General features: G+C 62.6%; 14 protein-coding genes and 1 pseudogene. 13 read left to right on the top strand and 2 right to left on the bottom strand.

Features of this window, described 5'->3' with window-relative positions; translation table 11 throughout:
* From HKD27_RS13700 to HKD27_RS13680, 5 genes and pseudogenes are all read left to right on the top strand, one after another.
* Positions 1-204, top strand: a pseudogene (locus HKD27_RS13700) (IS5/IS1182 family transposase); the annotation flags it as partial.
* Positions 205-650: 446 nt separating this feature from the next.
* Entirely contained in the window at positions 651-1,853 is a 1,203-nt protein-coding gene (locus HKD27_RS13695; protein WP_029604267.1) for a hypothetical protein, read from the top strand.
* Positions 1,854-1,936: 83 nt separating this feature from the next.
* Entirely contained in the window at positions 1,937-2,377 is a 441-nt protein-coding gene (locus HKD27_RS13690) for a hypothetical protein (protein WP_010517766.1), read from the top strand.
* The gene (locus HKD27_RS13685) at positions 2,364-3,410 is read left to right on the top strand and encodes a toprim domain-containing protein (protein ID WP_029604266.1); all 1,047 of its coding nucleotides are present in this window, start codon (positions 2,364-2,366) and stop codon (positions 3,408-3,410) included. Before HKD27_RS13690 ends, HKD27_RS13685 begins: the two co-directional genes overlap by 14 nt.
* Positions 3,411-3,730: 320 nt before the next feature.
* Positions 3,731-4,660, top strand: a complete 930-nt coding sequence (locus tag HKD27_RS13680) for a DUF2493 domain-containing protein (protein WP_010517762.1) — start codon at positions 3,731-3,733, stop codon at positions 4,658-4,660.
* 30 nt (positions 4,661-4,690) lie between these two features.
* On the opposite strand, the gene HKD27_RS13675 is transcribed toward HKD27_RS13680, so the two are convergent.
* Both HKD27_RS13675 and HKD27_RS13670 read right to left on the bottom strand, forming a co-directional pair.
* Entirely contained in the window at positions 4,691-5,014 is a 324-nt protein-coding gene (locus HKD27_RS13675) for a DNA-binding transcriptional regulator (RefSeq protein ID WP_010517760.1), read from the bottom strand.
* The gene (locus tag HKD27_RS13670; protein WP_010517758.1) at positions 4,998-5,384 is read right to left on the bottom strand and encodes a type II toxin-antitoxin system RelE/ParE family toxin; all 387 of its coding nucleotides are present in this window, start codon (positions 5,382-5,384) and stop codon (positions 4,998-5,000) included. The genes HKD27_RS13675 and HKD27_RS13670 overlap by 17 nt, the downstream gene beginning before the upstream one ends.
* On the opposite strand from HKD27_RS13670, the gene HKD27_RS13665 reads away from it, so the two are divergent.
* From HKD27_RS13665 to HKD27_RS13630, 8 genes are all read left to right on the top strand, one after another.
* Positions 5,383-5,535, top strand: coding sequence for a hypothetical protein (locus HKD27_RS13665; RefSeq protein WP_010668868.1), 153 nt, complete (start codon positions 5,383-5,385; stop codon positions 5,533-5,535). The two genes, HKD27_RS13670 and HKD27_RS13665, sit on opposite strands and share 2 nt — an antisense overlap.
* Before the next feature lie 116 nt (positions 5,536-5,651).
* Positions 5,652-6,092, top strand: a complete 441-nt coding sequence (locus HKD27_RS13660; RefSeq protein WP_010517753.1) for a hypothetical protein — start codon at positions 5,652-5,654, stop codon at positions 6,090-6,092.
* A gap of 596 nt (positions 6,093-6,688) precedes the next feature.
* Positions 6,689-7,015, top strand: coding sequence for a DUF736 domain-containing protein (locus HKD27_RS13655; RefSeq protein ID WP_018308129.1), 327 nt, complete (start codon positions 6,689-6,691; stop codon positions 7,013-7,015).
* A gap of 340 nt (positions 7,016-7,355) precedes the next feature.
* Positions 7,356-7,508: a hypothetical protein gene (locus HKD27_RS13650; protein ID WP_010518334.1), complete on the top strand. Its 153-nt coding sequence runs from the start codon at positions 7,356-7,358 to the stop codon at positions 7,506-7,508.
* A 180-nt stretch (positions 7,509-7,688) separates the two neighbouring features.
* Positions 7,689-7,973, top strand: coding sequence for a helix-turn-helix transcriptional regulator (locus HKD27_RS13645; protein ID WP_018308128.1), 285 nt, complete (start codon positions 7,689-7,691; stop codon positions 7,971-7,973).
* Between the two features lie 114 nt (positions 7,974-8,087).
* Positions 8,088-8,345, top strand: coding sequence for a DNA -binding domain-containing protein (locus HKD27_RS13640; protein WP_194689726.1), 258 nt, complete (start codon positions 8,088-8,090; stop codon positions 8,343-8,345).
* Positions 8,346-8,483: 138 nt separating this feature from the next.
* Entirely contained in the window at positions 8,484-8,702 is a 219-nt protein-coding gene (locus tag HKD27_RS13635) for a transcriptional regulator domain-containing protein (protein ID WP_010518331.1), read from the top strand.
* A 19-nt stretch (positions 8,703-8,721) separates the two neighbouring features.
* Positions 8,722-9,270: a DUF2285 domain-containing protein gene (locus tag HKD27_RS13630; protein WP_018308127.1), complete on the top strand. Its 549-nt coding sequence runs from the start codon at positions 8,722-8,724 to the stop codon at positions 9,268-9,270.
* The last annotated feature ends 41 nt before the right edge of the window (positions 9,271-9,311 follow it).

Genomic DNA, 9,311 nt, shown 5'->3' with positions numbered 1-9,311 from the left:
CCATCACGCAAAGGCCGCAGCACTCCACAAAACACCGACTGGTGGCGCTACAGGGATCGTAACCGTATCGAAAGAATGTTTAACAGGCTCAAGCAGATGCGCCGCATCGCAGCCCGTTACGACAAGACCGCCTTGTCATTCATGAGTTTCCTCAATATCGCCGCCGCAAGGCTCTGGATCAGCTCTTTTGTCAACGTGACTTAGTTTCTTTATAGATTTTGGCGCATTGCTTTATGATTGTTGGTCCTAAGTTTTGATCAAAGTGGCGGTCACTTGCTCTGGATCGCTACGCGTGTGAATCAAACCTCAAAATCCACAGTCCACGAAAATACTTCAAGCTGATCCCTAGGCGCGCTAAGACGCGCCAAGTGCTCCTCAACATCAAAAAATGGGCTGCTTCACCATTCATTTTAGCTGTCCAGTTGTGAGTCGTCGCAACACCTATTCGAATTTTTCTCTGTAAAGCAGACCTTCCGCTTCCCCCCCCATTGCAGTCGTGATTTCCGGTAGGTGACGGGGACGCCGTGTTCCGGAATGAGGGGCCAGGTGTTTCTGCGGTTGGATGGGATCCCGCGTGGGAAGTGGTGATCAGAGGAAGAGGGTGGCTTCGCCTTCTGTGCCGAATAACCGGCATCAGAGGAGAGTTTTCCATGACTACAACCACCATCCTGCCCCCTGCGTTCCGTGGTGCGGCGTCCGGCGGCTTCCGGATCGATCCTTCGCGCGGGAAGCGTAGTGCCCGCGTCTCGTCCGAATGGTTCTCGCGCCCCGATGATGAGCGGTATCTCTCGCTGTCCGAGCTGCATGCCGCCACGCTGGCGCGTGCGGATCGGGCTACGGCCCGCACGGTAGAAAGCCGCGCCATCCGAGTGGAGGCGAGCCGCGACAATGCCGAGCGCCTGACCCTGACCGTGCCGGGGCAGAATGACCCGATTGCTCCCACACACTGGTCCTTTGGCCAGATGTGCAGCCTGGTTGGTGCCCCCTCGTCGTACCTGCGCAATCTTCCGGCTCCGCTGGCGGCAATCAACCTGCAGCACGGGTTGCTGTCGCACCGGGCCGAACTGGTCAAGACGCTGGAAACCGAGGACGGGCGCGTCGAACTGCGTGCTTTAACTGGTCCCGATTACGGTCGTATCTGGGACCATGAACTGGTGGGCGCGGTGCGCAAGATCGCCGGTGATGGCACCGGCGATACCAACTGGAAGGTGCCCGGTGTGATCGACTGGGCCACCATGACCCATAACCCCTATGTGGACATTACGAAGGAAACCACGACGCTCTACGCATCGGATCGCGATGTGTTCCTGTTTCTCGTCGACGATACACACCCGATTGAGGCGGGACGCCTGCCCAATGGTGAGCCCGATCTCTATTTCCGGGGTTTCTATGCATGGAATTCAGAAGTCGGCAGCAAGAGCCTCGGCATTGCGTCATTCTACCTGCGCGGAGTGTGTCAAAATCGTATGTTGTGGGGCGTCGAAAATTTCGAACAGATCACGATCCGGCATAGCAAGTTTGCAGCCTCACGCTTCGTGCATCAGGCGACACCGGCGCTACGGAACTTCGCCACAGCCAGCCCGGCCTCGTTCGTCTCGGGCATTCAGGCCTCGCGCAAGGCGCTGGTGGCGAAAACCGACGAGGACCGCGAAAGTTTCCTGCGTCGTCGCGGGTTCTCGAAGCCAGAGACAACGAAGATCATCGAAACCGTGCTGCATGAGGAAGGGCGCAAGCCGGAGAGCGTGTTCGATTTCGTGCAGGGGATCACGGCGCTGGCGCGGACAAAGGCCAATCAGGACACGCGGCTGGATCTGGAGGAGAAGGCCCGCAGGCTGATGGAGCGTGCGTCCTGAAAGACGACTGCACGCTTTTCCGTAAAGACGTTTTTACGAGCCCGGCCACTGCGCCGGGCTTTTTCGTTTCGGGAGTTTTTCCGATGGCTGATTTCTTCACGCATTTTTCCTGCGTTCTCGATGTGGGCACAGTGGACAATGCCGCAAAGGCGCTCGACCTCTACAATGCGTTCATGGACGAACTGGCGGCGGAAGATCCACCCTCTGACGGTTTTGTCCTATCGATCGTGCCCGAATATGGCGGCACGAAACTCTGGATGCACGATGAGACGATCGGAGATCCGCATCAGGTGGTGGAATTCGTGCTACGCTGTGCGCGAATATTCCGGTTGCGGGGCCGATGGGGATTCCAGTGGGCCAATACGGCCTCACGTCCCCGGATAGGCGCCTTCAGCGGCGGTGCGCATCTGCTTGACCTTGGCAGGCGCAAAACGATTTCATGGATGACCACCGATCGCTGGCTGGCGATCGCCCTGGACGGAGGCAATCCCGACACAGGAGGGCAGGGCGATGACCTTGCATGATGCAGGCGATCTCGCCCGTCGGCTGGCGGAGAACGCGGAGGCGGTGTGCCGGCAGTATCTGTCCGCCGGTCGCCGTCACGGCAATTACTGGCTGGTCGGTGACGTGCGCAATACGCCCGGCCAGTCGCTGTTCGTCCGGCTCCACGACACCGCCAACGGCAGGGCGGGAAAATGGACGGACGCTCAGTCGGGTGAGCATGGCGACCTGCTCGACGTGATCCGCGAAAGCCTCGGCCTGGTGGATTTCCGCGACGTGGCCGACGAGGCACGCGCCTTCCTCAGCCTGCCGCATCCTGACCCAGTGCCGCCGTCACAGGACCGACCTGCCCGTGAGCGTGCTTCCGCCAGTTCTTCCGAAGCGGCACGACGGCTCTGGGCCATGTCCGGGCCGATCATAGGCACATCCGTAGACGCGTATCTCCGTAGACGCGACATTACGCTTTTGCACGGAACCGAAGCCCTGCGCTTCCATCCGCGTTGCTTTTACCGCCCGGACGAGGACGGTCTGACCGAGACCTGGCCCGCCATGATCGCCGCTGTCACCGACCTCGACGGCACTCTGACCGGTGTGCATCGCACCTGGCTGGCGGCGGACGGCCGTGGCAAGGCACCGGTCGACCATCCGCGCCGTGCCTTGGGCGGGCTGCTCGGTCATGCCGTGCGCTTCGGGGTGGCATCCGACGTGCTCGCCGCCGGGGAAGGCATCGAGACGGTGCTTTCGCTGCGGCAGGTTCTGCCCGATCTGCCATTGGCCGCCTGCCTGTCTTCGGCACATCTCGCTGCCCTGATCTTTCCGCCGCTGCTACGCCGTCTCTACGTCCTGCGCGACGACGATCCGGCCGGGGATCAGGCGCTGGCGACGCTGCACGCCCGCGCGGGTGACGCCGGGATCGAACTGATCGGCCTGTCGCCACGGCTGGGCGATTTCAATGATGATCTCCGTGCGCTGGGACGCGGCGCGCTGCGGGCGATCCTGCATCCGCAACTCGCGCCAGCGGACGTGGCACGCTTTCTGGAGGCCGCCGATACCTGAGCGGGCCGGAAAGAGGAGTGGGGGGGCCGTCTTCTGTCGGCGGGCCTGTCCTGCCTCCCGTCCGGCAGGTCCGCGCCCCGGCCTTTCAAGTGGGGAGCGGGCGTCAGCCGGGCCGGGCCTTCAATGGCGTGAGCCGGCTATTTTCCGTCGCGCCCTGTGGGGGCGCTTTACATCGCGAGGCAAAATAGCCGGCCCCCTGCCATCCTTCGCTGTGCTGCGGCCGCGCGCCAGCGCGCGGTTCCGGCCCGTCCCTGGTCTGCCGCTGTCCGCCCCCGGAAAGGCCGCGAAGGGCGCAGCCGGAGACCTGGGAGGACAGCCTCATGACCCGCATGACCGACGATTTCGAACCGCCGCACGCCGCTTCATCCACCGCGCATGTGCTGACCGAACTCCAGATGTATGGCTACCGTCCCTTCGCGGACGAGCCGGACCCCAGGCCGCTACCCGAAGCGCAGCGCATCGGGGGTGCTGTGGCCGACATCTTCGACGCCATCGCTGCGACGCTGACCGACACACGGCTGGAAGCCGATCTCGAAGCATTGCTCTGGTCCACCGTGAACATCTTCCACCGCATGGTCGGCCAGGTTGAGCGTGAGCTTGACCGCAACGAGCAGGCGCAGAAACGGAGCCAGCAGGAACAGGATGGCAGCGAGATCCGCTCGGTGGAACTGGAGCGGCTGATCGCCGAAGGGCTGACCCTGATCGAGCGCCGCAACGCCTACGAGATCTTCCGCGACGAGGCGCAGGAGCAGTTCGAGCGCCTGACCCTGAGCGCGTGGCGTCCGAAGGCCGGCTCGCTGGTGTCACGTCGCACCATGACGGCCTCCATGATCGACAGCCGCGATTTCCTCAACGCCCGACGCCGCGCCGAGGGCGAGTTGCTGGTCCCGCCCGGCCCCAAGGTGGTCGTGACCGGGGGCCTGGACTTCGACGACCATATCCTGATCTGGGACCGGCTGGATAAGGTGCGGGCCAAGCATCCCGACATGGTGCTGCTCCACGGTGGCTCGCCCAAAGGTGCTGAGTTCATTGCCTCACGTTGGGCCGATCACCGCGATATCGTGCAGATCGCCTTCAAGCCGGACTGGACCAGGCATGCCAAGGCGGCGCCCTTCCGTCGTAACGATGCGCTGCTCGACACTATGCCGATCGGCGTCATCGTCTTCCCCGGTTCAGGCATCCAGGAAAATCTGGCCGACAAGGCAAAGCGGCTCGGTATCCCGGTCCTGCGGTTCGGAGGCGGCGCGTGAGCGCTCTCTCCTTCCCCGCAAGCCAGCGTCTCAGGCAAGAACCTCAAGACCGTGCTTCTGAATGACGCTCAACAGCTTGAGCGCCATCCCGCTCGGCCGTTTGGCGCCGCTCTCCCACTTCTCGACCGTGCTTTCGCTCGTGTTCAGATACCGCGCGAAGACCGGCTGGCTGACATTGTTCGCCTCGCGGAGACGCTTGATCTCGATCGGCTCGATCGCAGGGGGCACCACCAGATGGCGCGTGTCAAAATCACGCATCGTCGCCTTGTCGAGCGCGCCGACCTTGTGCAGCATTACCGCCCCGGAATGAATGGCCTCGGAAATGTCGCTCCGGAAGCTATTTTTTCTCTTCATCGCCATGGCATATCTCCGTCAGGTCTCGATCCTTCAAAAGCCGTTCGACCTGTTCCCCGGTCAGCACGGCATAGGCTTTGGCGAGGGTCCGGAAGTCTTCCAGTTCATCGCTATCGATATTGTCCCGGTCCTTCTTCGCGAACAGATAGGCGTAGATCCAGTATCGACCGCCTTTCGCAAGAATAATGCTGCGATGCAGGTTCTTGTTCAGGCGCTTCTTGAAGACACCACCACCCAGATCGACGGCCTGACCCTTCATGACCTCCCGGATCGCTTTGCAGAGTTCATCGTCTTTGATGCGAGCTTTCCGGGCCGCCCTGGCGAACCAGGCGGTCTTGAATGCCCGCTGGGATGGCTCGGCATTGGTCATGACCTCCTATGTAGCACCAGGTGCTATGGATCGCAAGGTTCTTCGCAACGCCACCGGATCACGGGGGAAGGCAATAACGCTCGACCTGATTGACCGCAACGTCCGCATACCAGCGATAGATTTCGATGATATCGTCACCGGCGGGACGTAAGCCGCGCGGATTTTCGTTCCGGTCACCGTATCATCTGCGCTATAATGCGGGTTGCGCCGTGGTGGTGGTGGCAGGCGCGACCGTCCGACATTGTCGGTTGCACGGAGACCGCCGCCATGTTCATCCTTGCTCCCTTCCTGCTCGTCGCCGGCATTGGCTTCCTGTGCTGGTTGTTCTTTACCGTGGCAGTCTTCGCCCTGCCCTGCGCCATGGGTCTGATGGCCGGGTTCTGGGCGTATGGTGCGGGTGCTGGTGTTGTCGGCGGGATCATCGTCGGTTTCGTCGCGGGCGCTGCAACCTTCGTTATTGGCCAGGTCGCCTTCGCCTTGGTGCCGTGGATGTGGCTCAAGCTGCTGATCGTCCTGCTCTATACGGTGCCCGCCATTATCATGGGCTACAGCACGACACATGGGATCGCCCAGATGCTGATGCCGTCTCCGGCGTGGCAGCTCTTTTTCTCCATCATCGGCGCGATCGCGGTGGGCGTCACCGCTTTCATCCGCTTTACAACCGTGGCCCCACCCGGACCGTCCGGCGGCAATATCGCGCGGGTCTGACACCGCTCTGGCAACCGGCGAGGCAGGACAGGATCGGGGGCTTTCGCATCTGGCCGCCTCGCTGTCAGGAGGGTATGGCAGGAGCGATCGATGAGGCCCTGATTGCAGCATATTGGCTGAAGGTGCTCTTTCCCTGGAGCGTGGACGTCCAGCGCTTCCTGTCAGCATCGGCCGGTGGAATCCCGGAAGGCAGGGCGTGTCCGTGCGAAACGCAGTCCCGGAACGGGGCGTGTGCAGGGTCGGAAGCAGGGCATGACGATGCCTTCCCCTTCCTGGCCGACACTTGCGTGGGGCGCGGGTGGCCATAGTCTCCGTGATGTGTGCTCTGTCGGGCCGCGCACGCATGCCGCCTCTCAAGATGGCTGATCTAGCCGAAGGTCGGCTGCGCCTCGATCGGCCATGGCGCAACAGCGGTCCATAATTTTCTTCCCCTGACGGCTGCGCCGTCATTCCTCGCGAAACAAGAAAATTCCGTCCCGCCGTCCTCCGCTGCGCTTCGGTCCCTACGGGATGCGCCGCCGCTCGCCTCCGTCTGTCCGATCGCCATCGAGGCCGCAATGGTGCGGGCTCGGTAACAGAGATCACGGAGCAGTATCATGGCTACCATCGGCACCTTCAAGAAAGTCGGCAACGGATATAACGGCGAGATCGTCACCCTCTCGCTCCAGACCCCCAACGTCCGCATCGCCCCCGAGACCACGCGCCTGAACGAAAATGCCCCCAGCCACCGCGTCTTCGTCGGCCGGGTCGAGATCGGAGCGGCCTGGTCCCGGCGCTCCAACGAGGGGCGCGACTATCTGAGCCTCAAGCTCGACGATCCGAGCTTCAACGCCCCGATCTTCGCCAACCTCTTCGATGACGAGGACGGCGAGGGCTACAGCCTGATCTGGTCCCGCCCCAACGGCCGCCGCAACGGCGACTGAGGTGCCAGCGATCCCCCGCCCGGCCGGTCCGGGTGGGGCCTTCGCATGACCGATCGCGAACCGGCGGGTGGGCGCACCAGTCGCGCCGCGCCCAATCTGCCAATGTGTGGGCAAGAAAGGGGAACAGGGCTTCCCTCAGCCTTCCCATTGTACCATGCCCGGCGTGAACCGCCTCAAGGACGCGCGGTCCCCCCAATTTTGCCCGGCGCACCCTACGGGCACACCAGACAAAATCGGCTCCCCCGCGCGCCGCTGGGGCGGTCGCCTGCGGCGATCCTTGACCCGATTCACGCGCGCATGAGGCGACGGCCTGTCTTCGAAAAACGAAAGGAGCAGGACGATGACCACGCTACACGACCAGATCCAGATGCTGCGCGCCGAACTGACCAGCTTTCACCTCAGCCGTCGTGAGCGGGCCAAAATCGAGCGTGAACTGAACCAGGTATGCGCGCAATTCGCAGCAAAATGCCACGACGGGGAGGCCTCCGCGTAAGCGGGGGTCTTTTCGTCTGGTCGCCCGTACCGACGGCGGACCCCACTGACGGTCCTATCAGAAGCAGGACGCCGGTGTTTCCTCACTATCCAACTGAAAGAACGATATTGAATCTCCATTATACGACTATTATAGTCGTATTTCTGGTGTGCATGCCCTGCATGTCGGATGTGATCATGGATGATCACTGGCCGACAGGTAAGGGCGGCACGGGCACTCCTGAACTGGACACAGGAACGGCTCGCTGAAAAAGCCCTCGTAGCATTGACCGCGCTCAAGCGCCTTGAATCCGAGCGTGGCCTTGGTGTCCATGAGGGCACGATCGACCAGGTCCGCCGCGCGCTGGAAGCAGCGGGCATCCTGTTCATCGAGTCCGGGCAAGGGCGTGGTGTCATGTTTCTTCACGAGACTTCCGATCCACAGACGCGACAGGATGCGGGCCGTCGCAGACGCGCGCCGTCCTGATCGGCCTGGCCGCGCAGCCTTCCCACTCGGCCCCGCGTTGTTTTTTGCGTCAGCGCGGAACCGTCGAACGGTCGTCATTCCACGAATTTGTTATCGAACCGATCCAACAGCGCTATCACGAGGGATCGTCATGACCCACCCATCCTTCCAGGATCACCCGCCTATGACGAGCAGCATCTCGACCTTTATCTCCGCCTCCTGATCGCCGACGAGGAAGGTGCCGACTGGCGCGAAGTCGTTGCGGTGCTGTTCAAAATCGATCCTGTCTGTGAACCCGTGCGCGCCAGGGCTGTTTACGACAACCATCTTGCACGGGCGCGCTGGATGACCAAAGCCGGCTACCGGCATTTGCTGGAGCCGCGCCTGCAATAGCCGGGCTTCGCCGGCCCACGCGCTGGTCCCCCACGGCACTCTCCCCAATAGAAAATCAGGGTCTATGCGCTCGCGGTTCCGATCCGGCTAATTGAGGCTGCCCCCTTGCCGTATGAGGGGCCAGACAGGGAGGTCACCATGCCGACATCCTTCTGGCGTTCACAGGAAATACGCGACCGTATCAGCACTCTGGACCGTTCCGGTTTCGCCGTCGAGTTCCTGCGCCGCAACGCGACGTACCGTCGCGAGTATGCCCGCCTGCAACGACGCATCGCCCGCCGGGCAACGGACGCCGCCGCAGAGCGCGCGGCGTTCGCCGAACGCTGGGGGTTGGGCTTTTGTCCATGCTCCCGATGAACCCGCCCGCCGCGGCCGCATGGTCTGGAGGCCCGAGGTCTCCCCGGCCACGCTGATTCTCACGCCGGCACCCTCGGGTTTCGCGACGGTGACCCCGATCGAACCCGCCATGCTGGGGAATATCCTGGCCCGTCACGACGATGCGGATGGCGGGTGGCTTACGATCGGCGACGCGGTTGGCGATCTCTTTCTTCGGCTTCTGGACCCTTCGGCCTTGCAACGCCCCGCCGTGCTGCTGCCGCTGGACGCTGCCGGCGAGCTTCGTCTCGACGTGGCGTTGCGCTTTTTCCGGCATCTGCGTGGCAGCCGCGTTGCCCTGCTTCCACGCGCGCTCCAGCTCACGCCGCTCCAGCGTGCGCGGCAGATTCAGCTTCTGATCGCCTTCGACATTCAGGAAATTGGTGGCGGCCCACGTGAGGTCGCCATAGCCGCCGGCCGTTCATGGCAGGCGATTTTACCTTCCATCGAGTGGAAGAACACTGCGGCGCGGCGCTTTGCGGATCGCCTGATTCAGGACGCAGAGAACCGGGTAAACGGCGGTTACCTGGATTTCTTACACGGCAAATAGCATCAGCCGTTTTTCGCTCTCCTGCGCTGTTTCCCTCCATT

The organism is Gluconobacter sp. R75690 (genome assembly GCF_015244525.1).
In the GTDB taxonomy this organism is placed as follows: Bacteria; Pseudomonadota; Alphaproteobacteria; order Acetobacterales; family Acetobacteraceae; genus Gluconobacter; species Gluconobacter potus.
Note: the sequence above shows the minus strand (reverse complement) of the source record. Positions and strands in the feature narration are given on the sequence as shown.

Excerpts from the sequence above, each read along its gene's own strand:
- HKD27_RS13650 (WP_010518334.1), top strand. The coding sequence starts at position 7,356 with ATGACCACGCTACACGACCAGATCCAGATGCTGCGCGCCGAACTGACC.
- HKD27_RS13685 (WP_029604266.1), top strand. The coding sequence starts at position 2,364 with ATGACCTTGCATGATGCAGGCGATCTCGCCCGTCGGCTGGCGGAGAAC.
- HKD27_RS13665 (WP_010668868.1), top strand. The coding sequence starts at position 5,383 with ATGACCTCCTATGTAGCACCAGGTGCTATGGATCGCAAGGTTCTTCGC.
- HKD27_RS13695 (WP_029604267.1), top strand. The coding sequence starts at position 651 with ATGACTACAACCACCATCCTGCCCCCTGCGTTCCGTGGTGCGGCGTCC.
- HKD27_RS13675 (WP_010517760.1), bottom strand. The coding sequence starts at position 5,014 with ATGAAGAGAAAAAATAGCTTCCGGAGCGACATTTCCGAGGCCATTCAT.
- HKD27_RS13660 (WP_010517753.1), top strand. The coding sequence starts at position 5,652 with ATGTTCATCCTTGCTCCCTTCCTGCTCGTCGCCGGCATTGGCTTCCTG.
- HKD27_RS13670 (WP_010517758.1), bottom strand. The coding sequence starts at position 5,384 with ATGACCAATGCCGAGCCATCCCAGCGGGCATTCAAGACCGCCTGGTTC.
- HKD27_RS13630 (WP_018308127.1), top strand. The coding sequence starts at position 8,722 with ATGGTCTGGAGGCCCGAGGTCTCCCCGGCCACGCTGATTCTCACGCCG.
- HKD27_RS13635 (WP_010518331.1), top strand. The coding sequence starts at position 8,484 with ATGCCGACATCCTTCTGGCGTTCACAGGAAATACGCGACCGTATCAGC.
- HKD27_RS13690 (WP_010517766.1), top strand. The coding sequence starts at position 1,937 with ATGGCTGATTTCTTCACGCATTTTTCCTGCGTTCTCGATGTGGGCACA.
- HKD27_RS13655 (WP_018308129.1), top strand. The coding sequence starts at position 6,689 with ATGGCTACCATCGGCACCTTCAAGAAAGTCGGCAACGGATATAACGGC.
- HKD27_RS13645 (WP_018308128.1), top strand. The coding sequence starts at position 7,689 with ATGATCACTGGCCGACAGGTAAGGGCGGCACGGGCACTCCTGAACTGG.
- HKD27_RS13680 (WP_010517762.1), top strand. The coding sequence starts at position 3,731 with ATGACCCGCATGACCGACGATTTCGAACCGCCGCACGCCGCTTCATCC.